This window comes from Arthrobacter tumbae, assembly GCF_016907495.1.
Lineage (GTDB): Bacteria > Actinomycetota > Actinomycetes > Actinomycetales > Micrococcaceae > Arthrobacter_D > Arthrobacter_D tumbae.
Map to the genome: position 1 here is coordinate 3,258,132 of NZ_JAFBCC010000001.1, position 19,224 is coordinate 3,277,355.

Sequence of the window (19,224 nt, forward strand, 5' to 3'; positions counted from 1 at the left end):
CCGTCAGTCGCCCTTGGTGCCGAACACGATCTCGTCCCAGCTCGGCACGCTGGAGCGCCGCGGCTTCATCTTCCGGTCAGCGGAATGATCCGCGGCTCTGGCCGCTGCATCATCCGGTCCTGCTTCCGGCGCCCGGTCCGGTGACCCTGCCGCGCGCGGGCTGTCCGAACGCCTGCTCTCTGATCGTGGAACGGAAGCTTCCTCAGTGTCGCGGGTGTCACGGGTGTTGCGCTGCGGCCTCGCGATCACGCTGATCTCACGGGTTTCCGTACTGACGCCTTCGAACAGACGGGGAGTACCGTCGTCGTACGTTTCTTCAGAATCCTCGCCCTCAAAAATGGAGGGGGCCAGACTCAGGCCCGGGAAGGGCCGCGGGTCGGTGGTCAGGGAATCCTCGGCGTCCTCCTGTCCCTGACGGGGGTGAGCGGCGGGAATGTGTCCCTTGGCAAGCATGAGTGCCAGCGCGTCATCTCCGTCCTCATCCACACCCAACCGCTGGCCGCGGCGTGTCCGCAGCACCTCGAGCAACTCATCCGAATCGTCCGACTGGTCGTCGTCGGGCGTGTCAACCGCGGCATCGGTTTCGAAATCGAAGACCCTGTCCGCGACCGCGCTCAGCTTCCGGGAGGGCAGCGGGCCATCGAGCGGCTCAAGCTCGCTCAGGACCTGGGCCCAGCGGTTCGCGTTGAGGACCGTCCGCCGGGACGGGTTGAATGTCCACTGTGCCGGCGGCTCCTCACCGACGGAGGCGGAGGATCCCGTGGGCAACTCGAACGTGACCACGACCGCCCACAAACCATCCGGCTTCCGCCAGGCGTCCCATTGAGCCGTGTCAGGGTCGACTCCGAAGGCCCGGAGACGGAAGCGCACCATATCTTCGAGCTGGGCCGGATTCTCGCCGAAAGCGGAACGGTAACCGTCATTGGACGGCAGTGGTGAGGCCACTTCCACTCGTTGCGCCAGGTGGGCCATGTAGTCACGTTCGGCGCGGACCGGGCCTTCGTAGCGCAACACATGCTGCAGCTCTACACCGGTCTCGTCAACGATGTCCTGTGCGGTCGCGCCGGCACGGATCCTCGCCTGGATATCACGGGGAGCAAGGGACGGGCGCTTGACTGCGCCGCCCGGATTCTCTGAACCAGCGGACGGTTCCTGCCGTGCCGCCGGACGTGTGGACGGCCTTGAACTCGCCATCCGCAGCGCCTCGTTCACGGGCAGGCGGAACGAAGCCCCGCCCTCACCGCTCAGCAGCAGATGACCTCCGCCCTCATCCACGCCTACCAGCCGTAGCTCCTGCATGAAAAACCCTCCAGCCGACGTACATTACTTTCACTGAAACTTTGCCATTCAAAGGGGTTCGCTCCTACTTCATCCTTGGTGTGGCGCGGAACTTATGCCCCAATTGGCTTTTGAAGGGCCTATCAGCAACAATCTCTGCGGTACGGGCACAAAATTGCCCCTCTCAGCGTTGTGAAACGGACAGGAGCCTTGCCCTTCACGGCACCGTTCCAGTACTGCAGATTCGACCGTGGCACTTGTTGACCACTACATCCTCCGGAGCGTGAACTACCAACTATGGCGACTGACTACGATGCGCCGCGGAAGACCGACGACGAACTCAGCGAAGACTCGATTGAAGAGCTGAAGTCCCGCCGCACGGACAAGCAGTCTGCGGTGGTCGACGAGGATGAGACCGATGCTGCGGAAGGTTTCGAACTTCCGGGCGCTGATCTCTCCGGCGAAGAACTGCTCGTGCGCGTGCTTCCCGCCCAGGCCGATGAATTCACGTGTGCCTCCTGCTTCCTGGTGCGTCACCGCTCCCAGATTGCGAAGGAAAAGGGTGGGCTGGCCTACTGCAGGGACTGTGAAGGCTGACTCCACCAGTTCGCGGAATCGAAGCGGACGCGTCAAGCGCCCGCTTCATACTCCGTCGGGGCGGTCAGGGCGGCTTTCAGCTGCTCCGGCCGCCTCGTCGACGTTAACCAGTATGGTGTGGGGTCTTCGGCGTCGTCGATTGTGATCCTGACAACGGGCGAGATCCACCCGCGGATGCACAGGTATGCCCTCCCGTGAAGCTCGGTTCCGCGCTGGGCGGTGGCGTCGGCGCCGGTGAAGGCCGTGACGTCTCCGAGATACCTGCGCTCGATCTGTGCCTTGCCGACCTGGAGTTCCGCAGGGGTTACCCGAATACGCGGCGTGGAGAGTACCAGCAGGGTGGTCAGGACGGCAGCAACAACGACGGCGGCGATGATGCCCGCCTCGATGCTGATCGGTATGAACGTGAACACTGAGGCGACAGCCGCGCCTGCCACCACCATCCAGATCCACGGTGCCGGCCACAATTTCTCTTCGTATAGAACCGATTCACCGGCGGATCCTGTAGGCATGTCAGCTAGCTAAGCACCTTTCCGACCGCTTTTCATCCCGGCGCGAAGGCGCTGGCCGGCAGGTGGAAGCGCTAGAGTAATTGGAGCTAAGGGCTCCGGTGCATTCCGCACTGTCGGCGCATCGCGCCGGTGAGCTGCGCGTGCAGTGCCCGCCGTCAAAAGAACCATGCCATCACAGAATCGTGCAGGAGTAGACATGCTTGATACCGCGGAAGCTCTGTCCGTGCAGATCAAAATGCTCGACGACGGACTCGAGCCCCCTGCCTACGCACACCCCGGCGACGCCGGCGCCGACCTTTGCACCAGGATTGACTTTGATCTCCAGCCCGGCGAGCGCGCACTCATCCCTACCGGCGTCTGTCTCGCGCTGCCGGACGGGTACGCAGGCTTCGTCCACCCCCGGTCGGGGCTGGCTGCACGGCATGGGATCACAGTTGTCAACGCCCCTGGCACGGTCGACGCCGGTTATCGCGGAGAAATTGCCGTGACGCTGCTCAACACGGATGCGTCCACGCCGTTGACCTTCCGCAGGGGAGACCGCATCGCCCAGCTGGTCATCCAGAAAGTGGCGCAGGCTACGTTCGTCACTGTGGAGGAGCTGCCGGACTCCGCACGCGGAGCCGGCGGTTTCGGATCCACGGGCGGATTCGCTCCCATCGCAGACGCCGCACTCTGACGCAACCGACCGGCAGCGACCCAGCTGCCCATGACCATCGAAGGAGGAACCCGATCATGATTTTCGGGCGCCGCAAGAAAAGCCAGCATTCCAGCGAAGCATCAGACACAGCTCAAGACACAGTGTCGAGCTCCCCTGACGAGACCGCAGAGGTCCGCGAAGAACCCGTTGACACTCATGCTCCAGCCCAGGGTGAGCCGATGGCCGGACGTTCCGCAACAGGACCATTCGATGAGTCGGAGAAAGACACTCCGGCCGGGTACATAGACCTCGGGGCACTGCGCATCGCCGCTACCGAGAACCTTCAGCTCCGCCTCGAGGTCGAGGAACGGACCAAACGCGTGATCGCGGTGACGCTGGATATCAACGGTTCCAACCTGCAGCTCCAGGCCTTCGCCGCACCCCGGTCCGAGGGGCTTTGGGATGAGATCCGTGAACAGATTGCTGCGTCGGTAGGCTCGCAGGGCGGAACAGTGTCGGAACGGCAGGGCGAGTTCGGAACTGAGCTGATCGCCAAGCTCCCCGCGCAGACACCTGACGGCCGTGCCGGGTTCCGCGTCGCCAGGTTTGTGGGCGTGGACGGTCCGCGATGGTTCCTCCGGGGAGTGTTCGGCGGTCCGGCAGCCATGGATCCTGCCATCGCGGGGCCGATGGAGCAGCTCTTCCGCAACGTCGTGGTCGTTCGGGGAGATCATCCCCTGCCCCCGCGTGAACTGCTTCCGCTCAGGCTGCCGAAGGATGCCGGAGCCCCGAAGCAGCCAGAGCAGCCCGAGCAGCCGAAAGCGACACCGGATGACCCGCTTCGGCGGGGCCCCGAGATCACCCACATTGGCTGACCATGGTGCAACGGGGCACCCGGCAGCGACACCGGCGCCCCTTCCGCAGCGCGGACGATTCGCCGGGAGCGGCTTCGTCGAGCGGGTAAGAATTCTGCCCCGCAGCTCTGCGCCGCAATTTGACGCGACGGTGGCCCTCCACACCCAGCGGGCCACCTCTCCAGCAGCGGAAGCCAAGCAGCCGGGCCGGCGTATCCGGCTCGTCTGGATCGGCCAGCGCCGCATCCCGGGGATCGACCCCGGAGTCGACCTCGCGTTCGAAGGTATGGTCAGCGTCATCGACGGCATTCCCACTATCCATAACCCGCGGTACGAGATCGTCGGCCGTCCTGAGGAGTCACCGTGAACCAGCCCGCTGAGGACCGCACCGGCGGCGAAGCGTCCGACAATCCCGGGAAACATCCCGGTAAGCCTGACTCCGACTCGGGCGTAGGGTCCCTTGCCGGCCAGTATGCGGCGAAAGCCGGAGTCCGTCAGACCGAGAGCGGGCGGATCGACGTTCTCCAGTCCATCGGGGGAGTGCGCGGTCTCGCGGAAAGCATCCTTCCGGGTCTGCTGTTCACGGTGGTCTTCACCATCCTGCGGGACCTGCAGGTCTCCCTCATCGTTGCCCTTGCCGTCTCGGCCGTTTTCACCATCATCCGGCTGCTGACCAAGACACCGCTCACCCAGGCTTTGTCCGGGCTGATCGGGGTAGGAATCTGTGCGTTCGTGGCCAACCGGACCGGTAACGCGGAAGACTTCTTCCTTCCCGGATTCTTCACGAACGCCGCGTATATCGTGGGCATGGTCGTTTCCATCGCGGTCAAGTGGCCGCTGGCCGGGCTGCTTTTCGGCTTCATTCGGGGAGAGGGCACCGAGTGGCGCAGGAACGAGTCAAGGATCCGCGCCTACTCGCTGGCCACCTGGCTGATCATCGCCGTGCTCGCGCTGCGGCTCATCGTGCAGGTACCGCTGTATCTCGCGGACAACATCGCGGCGCTCGGCACCGCACGCGTTGCCATGGGTGTCCCGCTTTATGCACTCGGGCTGTGGTTCGCCTGGCTCGTGTCGCGGCCGGCGCTCGTGAAGAAAGAGCATCCGCCGGCGTGACGCGGTCGTCGGGAAACGGGCCGTCAGGAAGCGGGCCGCAGAGCCGTTCTCAGAGCGTCTTCGGCGGCGATCGCAGCGACAAAGAACAGCTCATCGCCTGCCTCCACCACATCATCGGGGCTGGGCGTGATGGGAGCATCGTCTCGGAGGATCGCCACCGCCGTGCAGTCGGCGGGAAGTTCAATCGATCCGAGCGTCCGTCCAACGAGCGGCGAATCCTGCGGAACAGTGAACTCCACAATGGCTGAGACACCGGTCTGGAGCGTCAGCAGCCGCACCAGGTCGCCGATCTCCACGGCTTCCTCCACCAGGGCCGTCATCAGCCGGGGGGTGTTCACCGCCACGTCCACTCCCCAGGAGTCATCGAACATCCAGTCGTTCTTCGGGTTGTTGACCCGGCCCACGGTGCGTCCTACCCCGAATTCGCTTTTCGCGAGCAGGGACACCACCAGATTCACCTTGTCATCACCCGTTGCGGAGACAACGACGTCGGCCTCGTCCAGTCTGGCGTCCTTCAGTGTGGTGAGTTCACAGGCGTCGCCGATCAGCCAGCGCGCGCCCTTCAGCCCGCTTCGGCCGACCACTTCCGGCTTCTCGTCAATCAGCAGGATGTCGTGGTTGTTGGACAGCAGCTCCCGCGCGATGGATGACCCGACACTTCCCGCCCCGGCTATGACAACCTTCATTCCTGCTCCTCCCGCGGCGGCTTAGACAGCACCCGAGCCACTTCGTCTGTTGCGACGGTTTCCATCATGGCGTGGACTACGTCGCCTTCCTGGTAACTGGTCCCGGCTGCCGGCAGCATTCCCTCGCCGAACCGGGTGAGATAAGCGACACGGACCCCGGCCGCTGCTTCGATGTCCCTGACGGACCGGCCGAGCCAACCGTCATGGAGGGCAAGTTCACCAAGGATCAGCCGGCCCGAGGACTCGCGGAAGTCGCCGTTGATGCTCTGTTCAGGAAGAATCCGGCGCAGGACCTGGTCGGCGCTCCACCGGACAGCCGCGACGGTGGGTATGCCCAGCCGCTGATAAATCTCGGCCCGGCCGGGATCGTAAATCCTGGCGACGACGTGCGGCACGTGGAAGATCTCGCGGGCAACACGGGTGGCAAGGATATTGGAATTGTCTCCGCTGGAGACGGCTGCGAAGGCGTAGGCGTTCTCAATGTCGGCGTTTTTCAGGGTGTCGCGGTCGAATCCCACGCCCGTGACCTTGCGGCCGCCGAATGAGCCCCTCAGCCTGCGGAACGCGCGGTCGTCCTGATCGATGATCGCAACGCTGTGCCCGGACTCGTCGAGCGTATGCGCAAGGCTGACTCCCACCCGGCCGCAGCCCATGATTACGAAATGCGCCACTGCGCCACCCCTGGTTGTCTGCTTCCCTGTTGACAGAACCAAGCGTAGTGGGCGAGTGGAGGAGACGCCGCTCAAACGCGCTAGTCTGTGGGCTGTGCTGACTTTCTTCGAGGCCGTCAAGCGGGTGCTGGTGGGCAAACCGTTCCGCAATGATCGGCTCCGGCATGAGACGCTGCCCAGGAAAATCGCCATGCCGCTGTTTTCCACCAGCGCGCTGTCCTCCGCAGCGTACTCGCCGGACGAGATTCTCCTCACCCTCGCGCTGGCGGGGGTCACAGCAGTTGCTGTTTCGCCCTGGGTGGGCCTTGCCGTCATCGTGGTCCTGTTGGTGGTCATTGCGTCCTACCGCCAGTCAGTGCACGCCTATCCCTCAGGCGGCGGCGACTACGAGATCGCGCGACGGAATCTGGGCAACGGGGCCGGCGTGACCGTCGCTGCGGCGCTCATGGTGGACTACGTCCTTACCGTGGCGGTATCGGTCTCTGCCGCCGCGCATTATTTGATCTCATTGGCGCCGGCACTGGCAGGCACGCAAAGCGCGCTGGCGGCTGGCGCCGTCGTCGTTCTGGTGCTGGTGAACCTGCGGGGGTTCACCCGGGACGCCCGCGTGCTTGCCGTCCCGTCCTATGTTTTCATGGCGGCAATCCTCGCGCTCTGCGTTACCGGTATCGTGCAGCGGCTCAGCGGGACGCTGGGGGAGGCGCCGAGCGCCCGCTTCGAGATCATCCCGGACCCGGCGTTCGAGAGCGGGCTGGTAGGACTGGCCGGGGCGCTGCTCATCCTGCGGGCGTTCTCCTCGGGTGCGGCAGCACTGACGGGGGTTGAGGCGCCGAGCGCAAACGTGCCGAGCTTCAAAGCGCCGCGCGCCCGCAACGCAGCGAGCACGCTGCTTATTCTGGGCGTGGTTGCGTCCCTGATGACGGCCGGGGTCATCTACCTGGCGAACGCGACCCGCGTGCACGTGGTGCAGAGTCCGTCGGAGCAGCTGCTCCTTGACGGCGACCCCGTAGGCGGCTCCTACGTCCAGAACCCGGTCATCAGCCAACTTGCACGCACCATTTTCGACGGCGGAAGCCTGCCGTTCATCGTGGTTGTGGCAGCGACTGCCCTCATACTCCTGCTGGCGGCGCACGGCGCGTTCAACGGCTTCCCGGTGCTGGCGTCGATCCTCGCCAAGGACGGCTATCTTCCACGCCAGCTGCGTACCCGCGGTGACCGCCTCACCTTCAGCAACGGCATCATGGCGCTCGGCCTCGGGGCGATCCTGCTGATCGTCGTCTTCCGGGCGGATGTCACCCAGCTGGTGCAGCTGTATATCGTCGGCGTCTTCGTCTCCTTCACCGCAACCCAGCTCGCGCTGATCAAGCACTGGACCCGCGAGCTGCGCAGCACCGTTGACAGGAAGCACCGCCGGCAGATGAACAAGTCCCGGGCCATCAACTCGATCGGATTCGTTCTCACTGCCGCAGTGCTCGTGGTGGTGCTGGTGACCAAGTTCGAGTTCGGAGCCTGGATCGCGGTCCTTGCGATGGTGGTGCTCTTCGCTGTCATGCTCAGCATCAAGAAGCACTATGACCAGGTGGCCCGTGAACTGGCCATCGACGACGCCGCCTCCGCCCGCGCCCTGCCGTCAAGGGTCCACGCCGTCATCCTGGTCTCGCATGTGCGCAAGCCGGTGCTGCGCGCGCTCGCCTTCGCCCGTGCATCCCGCCCCTCCCGGCTCGATGCGATCGTGGTCGATGTCGATGCCGAGGAGACCCGGCGCACGCTCGAGGACTGGGACCGCCTGGAGCTTCCGGTGCCGATAACCGTCCTCGCCTCGCCTTACCGTGACACCATCCAGCCGATCATGGACTACATCCAGTCCATGCGGCGGGACTCGCCACGCGACCTCATTGTCGTCTACATCCCGGAGTACGTCGTCGGTAAATGGTGGGAGCAGCTGGTCCACAACCAGACGGCGTTGCGCATCAAGACCCGGCTGCACTTCGAGCCGGGGGTTATGGTGGCAAGCGTGCCATGGCAGCTGGCATCCTCCGACGCCGCCCGCGAATCCCAGGACAACAGGTGACCCAGAACCCAGAACTCGAACTGACCATCGGTCCGCCCGCACACGGCGGGCACTGCGTTGCCCGGCACGAGGGCAGGGTGATCTTCGTGCGTCACGCTCTGCCCGGAGAGGTGGTGAGGGCCCGCCTGACCGAGCACGACGACGACGCCCGCTTCTGGCGCGCGGACGCCACGGAGGTGGTGCAGCCCTCTTCCGACCGGGTGAACCATCCGTGGCCGTTGGCGGACGCCGGCCTCGCCGGAATGCGCGGCACGCGGCCCGTGGGCGGCGCGGAATTCGGACACATCGAACTGTCCGCGCAGCGTCGCCTGAAGGGTGAGATCTTCTCGGAGCAGCTTGCGCGCCTGGGAAAAATTGAACGCGCCATCACTGTCGAACCGGTTCCGGATGAAGCTGCGGACGGACTGGGATGGCGCACCCGCGCGGGCTTCGCCGTTGATTCCGACGGGCATCTCGCCATGCATGAGCACCGCTCGACCGTGCTTATCCCGGTGGCCGATATGCCGCTCGCTGTTCCTGAAATCAATAAGCTGGCGCTGTGGAATCTGGATTTCAGCGGCGTGGATGGCGTGGAAGTCGCCGCGGGCTCCGGTGATCAGGAGCCGCTGGTGCTGCTCAAGACCCGACAGGACCGGCCCAGCCGCAGGGTCCGGGAGGTGGCTGAGGAAATCCAGGGTGCGTCGGTGGCGGCGTGGAACCCTGAGACTGGCTCGCTCACGCAGCTGCGCGGTCGGACCTGGGTGCGCGAGACCGTCGGTGACCATAGCTTCCGGGTCACCGGAGAGGGATTCTGGCAGATACACCGCAGCGCCCCGCGGGTTCTGACCAACGCGGTGCTCGAGGGGCTCGACGCAGCGCCCGGCCGGCGGGTGGCGGATCTGTACGCCGGAGCCGGGCTGTTCACTGCTGCGATCGCTCAGCGGGTCGGTGAGACAGGTTCCGTCCTGTCCGTCGAAGGATCACCGTCGGCCAGCCGGGACGCACGGAGGAATCTGCACGGGCAAAACCACGTGGACATCGTGCAGGGGAAGGTGGAAAAGGTGCTGCGTGAGCGCCGACCGCATCTTGACGCCGTCGTGCTTGATCCGCCGCGGGCAGGCGCGGGCAAGGAAGTCGTCAGGGCAATGATTGGAACCGGTGCGAAGTCGGTGGTGTACGTTTCCTGCGACCCGGCTTCCTTCGCCCGGGATGTCGCCTACTTCGCCGGGGCGGGATGGAGCCTCGAATCCGTGCGCGTCCTCGATCTCTATCCGCACACGCACCATATGGAGTCCGTGGCAGTCTTCCGCGGAGAGTGAGCCCGCAATCCCCGCATACCGATAGGATGAAAACGTTGTTCCGCGTGGACTTCGCCGCCTTTGGTTTGGCGCGAAAACCCGATACCTGCTCCTGCTGGAGTCTTAGGTACTCCTAACTAGCAGCTCGCGCCCGCCGGAACAAGGATAGAAGACGGCGAGAGGAGTCCTGACATGAGTAGTGTGGACAGCTTCGGTTCCAAAGGCGTACTAGACGTCGCCGGTGCCGAATACGAGATTTTCCGGTTGAATGCAGTTGAAGGCGCCGAGAGCCTTCCGTACAGCCTCAAGGTTCTGCTCGAGAACCTGCTGCGCACCGAGGACGGCGCAAATATCACTGCGGATCACATTCGCGCCCTCGCAGACTGGGACGCAGACGCCCAGCCGAGCACCGAGATCCAGTTCACTCCGGCGCGCGTCCTCATGCAGGACTTCACCGGCGTGCCCTGTGTCGTGGATCTGGCCACCATGCGGGAAGCCGTCAAGGAGCTCGGCGGAGATCCTGCGCGGGTCAATCCGCTCGCACCTGCTGAAATGGTCATCGACCACTCCGTGCAGATCGACGTGTTCGGAAATTCCGACGCTATTGAGCGCAACATGGAGATTGAGTACGAGCGCAACGGCGAGCGTTATCAGTTCCTGCGCTGGGGGCAGACCGCCTTTGATGACTTCAAGGTTGTTCCCCCCGGAACCGGCATTGTGCATCAGGTCAACATCGAGTACCTGGCGCGCACGGTCATGACCCGCGAAATAGACGGCACCCTGCGTGCTTATCCGGACACCTGCGTCGGCACCGACTCCCACACCACGATGGTCAACGGGCTGGGCGTGCTGGGCTGGGGCGTCGGCGGTATCGAGGCCGAGGCCGCGATGCTGGGTCAGCCCGTATCGATGCTGATTCCGCGCGTTGTCGGCTTCAAGCTCACCGGCTCAATTCCGGCCGGTGCAACGGCAACCGACGTTGTACTGACCATCACCGAGATGCTGCGCAAGCACGGCGTCGTCGGAAAGTTTGTCGAGTTCTACGGCGAAGGCGTTGCGGAAGTGCCGCTGGCAAACCGGGCCACCATCGGCAATATGAGCCCGGAGTTCGGTTCAACGGCCGCGATGTTCCCCATCGACGATGTCACCCTTGAGTATCTGCGCCTCACCGGTCGGTCCGAAGAGAGCGTCGCGCTCGTGGAGTCCTACACGAAGGAACAGGGCCTCTGGCATGATTCCTCGCGTGAGATCCGCTTCTCGGAGTACATCGAGCTGGACCTTTCGACCGTTGTTCCGTCCATCGCGGGCCCCAAGCGGCCCCAGGACCGCATCGCCCTGACGGACTCGAAGGAACAGTTCCGCAAGGACATCCACAACTACACCGGCAACGCTGATGATGCAGCGCTGGACGAGGCACTCGAGGAGTCGTTCCCGGCCTCGGACGTTCCTGCCATGACCTCCACGCTCAAGCATTCGGCTGCAGCGACGGCAAACGGACGGCCGTCCCGGCCGGTCAAGGTCAACATGGCAGACGGGCGGGAGTTCATCCTGGATCACGGTGCTGTGAGCATCGCGTCGATCACGTCATGCACCAACACCTCGAACCCGTCGGTAATGCTTGCCGCGGCCCTGCTGGCGCGGAACGCCGTAGAGAAGGGCCTCGCCTCGAAGCCCTGGGTGAAGACCTCCGTGGCACCGGGATCGAAGGTTGTCACCGATTACTATGACAAGTCCGGCCTGACTCCGTACCTGGAGAAGCTCGGCTTCTACATCGTCGGTTACGGCTGCGCCACGTGCATCGGCAATTCCGGTCCGCTCGAGGAGGAAATCTCCAGCGCGATCCAGAACAATGACCTCTCCGTGGCTGCCGTGCTCTCGGGCAACCGCAACTTCGAGGGCCGGATCAACCCCGACGTGAAGATGAACTACCTCGCATCCCCTCCGCTCGTGATTGCTTTTGCACTTGCGGGAACCATGGACTTCGACTTCGAGAACGATGCGCTCGGACAGGACGAGTCGGGCAACGACATCTTCCTGCGGGACATCTGGCCGAGCCCCACCGAAGTGCAGCAGGTCATCGATTCCTCGATCGACGAGGCAATGTTCTCGAAGGGGTACGAGGGAGTGTTCGACGGCGATGACCGCTGGAAGGCGCTGGATACTCCGGAAGGCGACACGTTCGCCTGGGCCGAGGACTCCACCTACGTGCGCAAGCCCCCATACTTCGAGGGCATGCAGGCACAGCCGGAGCCGGTTGCTGACATCGAGGGAGCCCGCGTGCTCGCCAAGCTCGGCGATTCAGTCACCACCGACCACATCAGCCCGGCAGGATCGTTCAAGTCCGACAGTCCGGCGGGCCGCTACCTTCTTGAGCATGGCGTTGCCCGGAAGGACTTCAACTCCTACGGATCACGCCGCGGCAATCACGAGGTCATGATTCGCGGCACCTTCGCGAACATCCGGCTGCGCAACATGCTGCTGGACGGTGTGGAGGGTGGCTTCACGCGCGACTTCACCCAGACCGGCGGACCACAGGCCTACATCTACGATGCCGCAATGAACTACCAGGCTGCCGAGACACCGCTCGTGGTCCTCGCGGGCAAGGAATACGGTTCAGGTTCATCCCGGGACTGGGCTGCCAAAGGAACTGCGCTGCTCGGAGTGAAGGCTGTGATCGCTGAGAGCTACGAGCGTATCCACCGGTCAAACCTGATCGGTATGGGTGTGCTGCCCCTGCAGTTCCCCGCGGGTGAGAATGCTGCAACGCTCAAACTGACCGGAACCGAGACGTTCGCCATCGAGGGCGTCACCGAGTTGAACAACGGCAACTCGCCGGCAACGGTCAAGGTGACCGCCACCCCGGAGGAGGACGGTAGTCCGGTGACCTTCGATGCTGTTCTACGTATCGACACGCCGGGTGAAGCCGACTACTACCGCAACGGTGGAATTCTGCAGTACGTCCTGCGCCAGCTGGCAGCGGCGTCCTGACCAGGCCCGCCCACAAGAACACGCCGTCTCCGGTACCGGAGGCGGCGTGTTCTGCGTTGGGCCGGAGGCGCGCAACGCCGCGGGCACGGCTGGGCGGCAGGCCGCGTTAGAGTTAACAGCGTGTGAGAACGCACCGGTGCCGCAGATCACAAGTATCAGAAGGAGGCGCGATGGGACTCCTGGAGACCATCCACAGCCCACAGGACCTCACCAGGTTGTCAGGACAGCAGCTTTCCCGCCTGGCCGCGGAGATACGCGCCTTCCTCATCCGGACTGTGTCCCGCACAGGCGGGCACCTGGGCCCCAACCTGGGTGTTGTCGAGCTGACGATCGGCATTCATCGCGTGTTTGACTCCCCGCGCGACAGCATTGTCTTCGACACCGGGCATCAGTCCTACGTGCACAAGCTCCTGACCGGACGGCAGAACTTTGATTCCCTGCGCCAGCAGGGTGGGCTCTCGGGCTATCCCTCGCGCGCTGAATCAGTGCACGACGTCGTGGAAAGCTCACACGCTTCGGCGTCGCTTTCGTGGGCTGATGGCATCTCGCGGGCGCGCATGCTGAACGGCGAGGAGGACCGCTCTGCCGTCGTCCTGATCGGCGACGGCGCGCTGACCGGCGGAATGGCCTGGGAAGCGATCAATAACATCGCGGCTGACAAACGGCGCCGGGTGGTCATCGTCGTCAATGACAACGGACGCTCCTACGCCCCCACGATCGGCGGAGTGGCGGACTACCTCGCCTCGCTGCGGCCGACCCTTGACTCGGTACGCACCCACCGCGTGTATGAGGGCACCCTCGACTGGTGGAAGCGGAAGCTGCAGAACGGCGGTGCTGTGGGCCGCTTCGCCTACAAAAGCCTGCATGCCACCAAGAAAGGCGTGAAGGACTGGTGGGCGCCCCAGGGACTCTTCGAGGACCTGGGCATGAAATACATCGGTCCCATCAACGGCCACGACCTCGCGGCGGTGGAGCACGCACTGACGCAGGCCAAAAACTATGGCGGGCCGGTCATCGTCCATGCCATCACCGAGAAGGGCCACGGCTATGCGCCGGCGCGCGCCGATGAAGCGGACCAGTTTCACGCTGTCGGAATCATTGATCCTGAAACCGGTGAGCCGATCGGCGCCGGGGGAGTGCAGTCCTGGACTTCGGTTTTCGCCGAGGAGATTGCGGCCATCGCGGATGAGCGGAAGGACATCGTCGGAATAACCGGCGCCATGCTCATCCCGGTCGGGCTCCACAAGTTCGCCGCGAAGCATCCGGACCGGGTATTCGACGTCGGCATTGCGGAACAGCATGCTCTCACCAGCGCCGCGGGCATGGCCTTCGGCGGCCTCCACCCGGTCATCGGCCTGTACGCCACCTTCCTGAACCGTGCCTTCGACCAACTCCTGATGGATGTCGCCCTCCATAAGGCGGGCGTGACCATCGTGCTGGACCGCTCCGGCGTAACCGGACCGGACGGCGCAAGCCATCATGGCATGTGGGATCTCTCGATGCTGCAGATCGTTCCGGGGCTGCACCTGGCGGCGCCGCGCGATGCCACCCGGCTCCGGGAGGAACTCCGCGAGGCCGTGGCGATCGGCGATGCTCCGTCGGTCGTGCGTTACTCGAAGGGCAACGTCGGCGTCGAGGTGGAAGCCGTTGAACGGCTTCCCGACGGCGTGGATGTCCTCTGCCGCAGGCCGGCCGGCTCGCGGCAGAATGATGTCCTCATTGTCAGCGTCGGCGCCATGAGCGAACTCGCCCTTGATGTATCCAACCGGTTGGGCGCGCAGGGGATCAGCTCCACCGTCATCGATCCGCGCTGGGTGCTTCCGGTGGCCCGTTCAGTCATTCAGCTGGCAGCCGAGCACCGCATCGTGGTCGTCATTGAGGACGGGGTGCGTGCCGGCGGTGTCGGCTCGCGTATTCGTCAGGAGATGCGGTCTGCGGGCGTTGATACGGCGCTCAATGAGGTTGGCCTGCCGGTGGAATTCCTCGACCACGGCTCACGCAGCGAAGTTCTGGAGCGGGTCGGGTTGACTGCCCGGAAGGTTGCACAGGACACCGTGGAGCAGGTGCTCGGAACCAAGGTGCCTGTGGCACGTCCACTGCCCGGCGAGGTTCCCTCGGCTACGGGTCAGCTGCCCAAGCTCTAGCCCACGGGGCGTGGCTCAGCCGAGGAACGCCCGGGAAAAGCTGAAGAAGACCGAGGCCGCCGTCGCCACCAGGAGCAGCACGGTGAGCGGCCAGGCCCATTCGGCGAGGATCCGGCGCGCGCCTGCCGGTGCCGGCAGATCGCCATGGATGATGTTTCTCGCTGTCAGCAGGACGGTGAGGACTGCCATCGCTGCCCACACCGCCATGCAGTACAGGCACAGGATGTGGATCGTGAACAGCGCCTGGCTCCACAACCACACGACAAATGCGAACCCGAGACTGACCCCGAGCTGTAGTCCGCGCCAGTACCAGCGGGCCGGACGGCCACCTGAGAACAGAACCATCGCCGTCGTCAGGATGATGGGGAAGGCGACAAGCCCGATCAGCGGATTGGGGAATCCGAACAACGCGGCCTGCCAGGTGCGGAACACTTCGCCGCAGGAGACAAAGGGGCTGATGTCGCAGGACGTCACGTAGTCCGGATCCTCGTACAGCGCGATCCGTTCCAGGACCAGTTGGCCCGATGCCAGGAAACCGACGACGCCGCACACCAAGAGCAGCCACGCCATGCCCCGGTTGCGGGCGAAGGCAGGTTCGTCGCTTGCGCCCGGGTCTGCGGACTCCGTTCCCGCGTGTCGCGCTTCCTCGGTCATGCGCGCTCTCCTCGGTGTCGCTGTGGCGGCGTGTATGCCACCAGCGAGTCTAGCGGCCGGTACAGCCGGTAGTGATGGGCATGTGAGACAATGAACGTGGCTGGTACGGGAACCACATTCCGGTGCCGGTCCAGTGACAGGCTTCCGGTTCTGCCGGCGACGCTCCTGCGGATTTGGCACTTCATGGTGAACCCCGCAGAATCCGCCGGGCAGAACCCGCGCTGGTTTCAGCGATCGGGCAGGAAAAGCGCCACTGGTCATCGAGTGATGCCGCGCCCCATGGTTGGCGCGACCTTGAGCGACACAATAACGACTTCCGGGTGACGCGTGCACATACGCCGCGGACACCCGACCAAGCGCCTCGCGGCGACGGAATGTGGACGCCGTTCGCGGGGGTGGAGCACAGCCGAATATGGATTCAAACGCATCAGATACCTCAGAGGTCCTGACGGACACAGCTGAGCAGGAAGCGCCCGCACGCAAGGCGCCGCGTACCCGACGCAAGAAAAACGACGACGCCGCCGAGAGCCCGGATGCCTCACCGGCCTCCGCGCAGAGTGACGACGCCCCGCAACCCACACGCCGCCGTCCTTCCCGCCGGGCGTCGCAGCCTGAGGTCAGCCTGCCGGAGTCCCCGTCCGAGCCGCCGTCAGTCGGCTCAGTCCCGGCCGGGTCTGCTGCTGACGCGCCGACCGGCGAAGCTGTCGTCGAAGATGGCCAGTCCTCGAGCGATGCGGCTCCAGCAGAAAAGCCCGCGCGCACCCGGCGTACCCGTAAAGCCACAACCGACGTCAGTCCTGAGTCTTCCCCGGCGGCAAAGGAGGCCCCGGATGCGGCCGGCTCCGCGCCGGAGCGGCCCGTCCGCCGTCGTCGTGTGGCAACGAAAGCAGCAACCGTAGAGGACCCTGCCGAGCCTGCAGTGACAGAACCTGCAGTCACAGAGCCTGAGGCAGCTGAACCTGCTGTCACGGAACCTGTTGTCAAGAACTCTGCTGTCACTGAATCTGCGGCGCCGAATGCCCAGTCCGTTGATTCTACCGAGGCGCCGGCCGCCGACGAGGAAGCTCCTTCCGGGGGCACCGAGCCTGATGGCCGTGGTGGCCTGGACCCCTTCGCCGTTCCGGATTCACCGGTATCCCTGCTTTTCCATGCCCCGGACCTCACCGCGGTTGTGCCGCGGACGCCGCCGAAGACCGCACCGAAGGTCGTTACCGAGGTTGTCGAAGACGACAATGAGGGCGATGACGACGGGCGCGGGCGTCGCCGAAGCAGGCGCAGCAGGAGCCGCAGCCGGGCCGCGGAGTCAGAGGCCTCCGAATCCGGGTCGGAGTCCCGGAACCAGGCGCCGGCGGAATCCGGTGAGGAGAGCGAACCGGTGACCTCCCGCCGTCGCCGTCGCCGTCGCCGCGGGGATGAGGACCTCGAACTTACCGGCGGGCAGGATGATGACCCGCCGAACACGATCACGCGTGTACGCGCTCCGCGGCAGAGCCAGGAGGCGCCGTCGGACCAGGTGACGAGCGTGAAGGGTTCCACCCGGCTGGAGGCCAAGAAGCAGCGCCGTCGTGAGTCGCGGGATTCGGGCAGGCGCCGCCAGGTCATCACCGAGGCGGAGTTCCTTGCGCGGCGTGAATCCGTTGACCGCCAGATGGTGGTCCGCCAGCGCGACGACAGGATCCAGATCGGGGTCATGGAAGACGGAGTGCTCGCTGAGCACTTCGTGTCCAAGACCCAGCAGGATTCGCTGATCGGGAACGTGTACCTCGGCAAGGTCCAGAACGTCCTGCCCAGCATGGAAGCCGCGTTCATCGACATCGGGCGGGGACGGAACGCCGTGCTGTATGCCGGCGAGGTCAACTGGGACGCGGCCGGCCTGGACGGCCAGCCACGCCGCATTGAGCTTGCGCTGAAGTCGGGTGACCCGGTGTTGGTGCAGGTCACCAAGGACCCGGTGGGTCACAAGGGCGCGCGCCTGACCAGCCAGATCTCCCTGCCCGGGCGGTACCTGGTGTACGTGCCGGGAGGTTCCATGACGGGCATCTCGCGCAAGCTTCCCGACGTCGAGCGCAACCGCCTCAAGCGCATCCTCAAGGACAGGCTTCCGGAGAACGCAGGCGTCATCGTGCGCACGGCGGCAGAGGGAGCCAGCGAAGAGGAACTGACCCACGACATCAACCGCCTCCGCTCCCAGTGGGAGACGATCGAGGGCAAGGCGAAGTCCACCAAGACGCTCGCGCCCGAGCTGCTTTACGGAGAGCCGGACCTGACCATCAAAGTGGTCCGGGACGTCTTCAACGAGGACTTCTCCAAGCTGATCGTCTCCGGTGAGGAAGCCTGGGACACCATCGAGGCGTATGTGATGTACGTAGCTCCTGACCTCGTGGGCAGGCTCGAGAAGTGGACGAAGGACGAGGACATCTTCGCCGCCCGGCGCATCGATGAGCAGATCCACAAGGCGCTGGACCGCAAGGTGTTCCTGCCTTCCGGCGGCTCGCTGGTGATCGACCGGACGGAAGCCATGACGGTGGTCGACGTGAACACCGGAAAGTACACAGGCAGCGGCGGCAACCTTGAGGAAACCGTCACCAAGAACAACCTCGAAGCAGCCGAGGAAGTCGTCCGGCAGCTTCGCCTGCGTGACATCGGCGGCATCATTGTCATCGACTTCATCGACATGGTGCTTGAGGCAAACCGTGACCTCGTGCTGCGGCGGCTCGTCGAGTGCTTGGGACGTGACCGGACCAAGCATCAGGTCGCTGAGGTCACCTCGCTTGGGCTCGTCCAGATGACCCGCAAGCGGATGGGAACCGGGCTGCTTGAAGTGTTCGGCGAGAACTGCGAGCACTGCGGCGGGCGCGGCGTCGTCACCCATGACGAACCGGTTGAACACCGCAGGCATGCCGTCTCCACGGAGAACCACCAGCAGCACCTGCGCCAGGAAAAGATCTCCCGCAGCGAGCGCAAACGGCGGGCGAAGACTCCGCCGGTGGAGGAGCACGTTCCCGCGCCGGAACCGACGAAGGCCGACGACGCCGAACGCCAGGCTCGTGCCGAAGCGGCGCGGGCTGCCCTGGCGAGTATTGCCGCTGCCACCCATGCGGCGCATGAGCACGATCATGAACAGGGCAGCCCTCCTGCGGCGGAAGCGCCGTCGTCGGCCGCTGTGCTGACGATCAACGGCGAGAAGGTGACGCTGCCGAAGGCGAAGAACGCTTCCGCTTCCGTCCGTCCTGAGACCGCCCTGACGCTGGAGAGTTTGACGGAGGCCTTCAACCGCTACCCTGCGGCGGGTGAGACAGACCCAGTCAGTGCGGCGCGCGAGTCTGCGAGCCCGGCCGGCGGGTCCGTGGCGCCTGTGGATGACATACCGGTGGCCGGTCCGGAGGCGGCGCGGCAGGGGGCCGCCGCAGCCGACTCCGGTGCGGCGCCGTCGTCGGGCCGTCGCAACCGGCGGCACCGCGCGGCCAGCAGCGCCCAGGGCTCGGCCGCGAACGCCACGATCGAGCGTGCAGGCACTGAGGCGGCCGCCCCGGCAGCCGGAACACAGTACGTCGCCCGCGCCGGGACGCCTGCAGCCAAACCGCAGCAGTCAGAAGAGCCCATGATCCTCGGAGTCGGGGTTCCGGCCTCCGAGCTGTAGCCGCCGTCGCCTGAGCAGAACACGCCGTTCCCCTGAATCCGGGGGAACGGCGTGTTTCGTTGTGCGGTGTTTCGGTGTGCAGCGGTGAGCCGCCGCACGGTA

General features: G+C 65.0%; 15 protein-coding genes. 10 read left to right on the plus strand and 5 right to left on the minus strand.

From position 1 onward, the window contains the following. Positions 1-3 precede the first annotated feature (3 nt). Positions 4-1,299, minus strand: coding sequence for a septation protein SepH (gene sepH, locus JOD47_RS15335; RefSeq protein ID WP_204535575.1), 1,296 nt, complete (start codon positions 1,297-1,299; stop codon positions 4-6). A 276-nt stretch (positions 1,300-1,575) separates the two neighbouring features. Here sepH and JOD47_RS15340 point away from each other — a divergent pair, with 276 nt between their 5' ends. Continuing rightward, the gene (locus tag JOD47_RS15340) at positions 1,576-1,875 is read left to right on the plus strand and encodes a DUF4193 domain-containing protein (RefSeq protein WP_204535577.1); all 300 of its coding nucleotides are present in this window, start codon (positions 1,576-1,578) and stop codon (positions 1,873-1,875) included. Positions 1,876-1,907: 32 nt separating this feature from the next. Here JOD47_RS15340 and JOD47_RS15345 read toward each other — a convergent pair whose 3' ends face one another. Beyond that, complete coding sequence (locus JOD47_RS15345) at positions 1,908-2,387, minus strand: DUF3093 domain-containing protein (protein ID WP_204535580.1); 480 nt, start codon at positions 2,385-2,387, stop codon at positions 1,908-1,910. A gap of 196 nt (positions 2,388-2,583) precedes the next feature. On the opposite strand from JOD47_RS15345, the gene dut reads away from it, so the two are divergent. Genes dut through JOD47_RS15365 form a run of 4 tightly spaced genes read left to right on the plus strand, consistent with a single transcriptional unit; the run spans position 2,584 to position 4,991 of the window. Next, a complete protein-coding gene (gene dut, locus JOD47_RS15350) occupies positions 2,584-3,063 on the plus strand; it encodes a dUTP diphosphatase (RefSeq protein WP_239548128.1) in 480 nt (159 codons plus the stop codon). Between the two features lie 56 nt (positions 3,064-3,119). Continuing rightward, on the plus strand, positions 3,120-3,899 hold the full coding sequence (locus JOD47_RS15355) for a DUF3710 domain-containing protein (RefSeq protein WP_204535584.1): 780 nt from the start codon (positions 3,120-3,122) through the stop codon (positions 3,897-3,899). Beyond that, complete coding sequence (locus JOD47_RS15360; protein ID WP_239548129.1) at positions 3,892-4,245, plus strand: hypothetical protein; 354 nt, start codon at positions 3,892-3,894, stop codon at positions 4,243-4,245. Before JOD47_RS15355 ends, JOD47_RS15360 begins: the two co-directional genes overlap by 8 nt. Next, positions 4,242-4,991, plus strand: a complete 750-nt coding sequence (locus JOD47_RS15365) for a DUF3159 domain-containing protein (protein ID WP_204535588.1) — start codon at positions 4,242-4,244, stop codon at positions 4,989-4,991. The genes JOD47_RS15360 and JOD47_RS15365 overlap by 4 nt, the downstream gene beginning before the upstream one ends. Before the next feature lie 23 nt (positions 4,992-5,014). Here the strand turns inward: JOD47_RS15365 and JOD47_RS15370 are convergent, their stop codons facing one another. Both JOD47_RS15370 and JOD47_RS15375 read right to left on the minus strand, forming a co-directional pair. Next, positions 5,015-5,677, minus strand: a complete 663-nt coding sequence (locus tag JOD47_RS15370; protein ID WP_204535590.1) for a potassium channel family protein — start codon at positions 5,675-5,677, stop codon at positions 5,015-5,017. Then, on the minus strand, positions 5,674-6,348 hold the full coding sequence (locus JOD47_RS15375; RefSeq protein WP_204535592.1) for a potassium channel family protein: 675 nt from the start codon (positions 6,346-6,348) through the stop codon (positions 5,674-5,676). The genes JOD47_RS15370 and JOD47_RS15375 overlap by 4 nt, the downstream gene beginning before the upstream one ends. Before the next feature lie 94 nt (positions 6,349-6,442). Between JOD47_RS15375 and JOD47_RS15380 the strand changes: the two genes are divergently transcribed. The 4 genes from JOD47_RS15380 to dxs all read left to right on the plus strand — a co-directional run bounded on the left by JOD47_RS15380 (position 6,443) and on the right by dxs (position 14,828). Next, complete coding sequence (locus JOD47_RS15380) at positions 6,443-8,419, plus strand: APC family permease (RefSeq protein WP_307836336.1); 1,977 nt, start codon at positions 6,443-6,445, stop codon at positions 8,417-8,419. Then, complete coding sequence (locus tag JOD47_RS15385; RefSeq protein WP_307836338.1) at positions 8,416-9,717, plus strand: class I SAM-dependent RNA methyltransferase; 1,302 nt, start codon at positions 8,416-8,418, stop codon at positions 9,715-9,717. The genes JOD47_RS15380 and JOD47_RS15385 overlap by 4 nt, the downstream gene beginning before the upstream one ends. A 171-nt stretch (positions 9,718-9,888) precedes the next feature. Next, complete coding sequence (acnA, locus tag JOD47_RS15390) at positions 9,889-12,684, plus strand: aconitate hydratase AcnA (protein WP_204535598.1); 2,796 nt, start codon at positions 9,889-9,891, stop codon at positions 12,682-12,684. Between the two features lie 170 nt (positions 12,685-12,854). Continuing rightward, positions 12,855-14,828 carry a 1-deoxy-D-xylulose-5-phosphate synthase gene (dxs, locus tag JOD47_RS15395; RefSeq protein WP_204535600.1) on the plus strand — a complete coding sequence of 658 codons (1,974 nt, stop codon included), beginning with the start codon at positions 12,855-12,857 and terminating at the stop codon, positions 14,826-14,828. Positions 14,829-14,843: 15 nt separating this feature from the next. Here the strand turns inward: dxs and JOD47_RS15400 are convergent, their stop codons facing one another. Then, a complete protein-coding gene (locus JOD47_RS15400) occupies positions 14,844-15,482 on the minus strand; it encodes a vitamin K epoxide reductase family protein (protein WP_204535603.1) in 639 nt (212 codons plus the stop codon). Between the two features lie 412 nt (positions 15,483-15,894). On the opposite strand from JOD47_RS15400, the gene JOD47_RS15405 reads away from it, so the two are divergent. Further along, entirely contained in the window at positions 15,895-19,122 is a 3,228-nt protein-coding gene (locus JOD47_RS15405; protein WP_204535605.1) for an Rne/Rng family ribonuclease, read from the plus strand. The last annotated feature ends 102 nt before the right edge of the window (positions 19,123-19,224 follow it).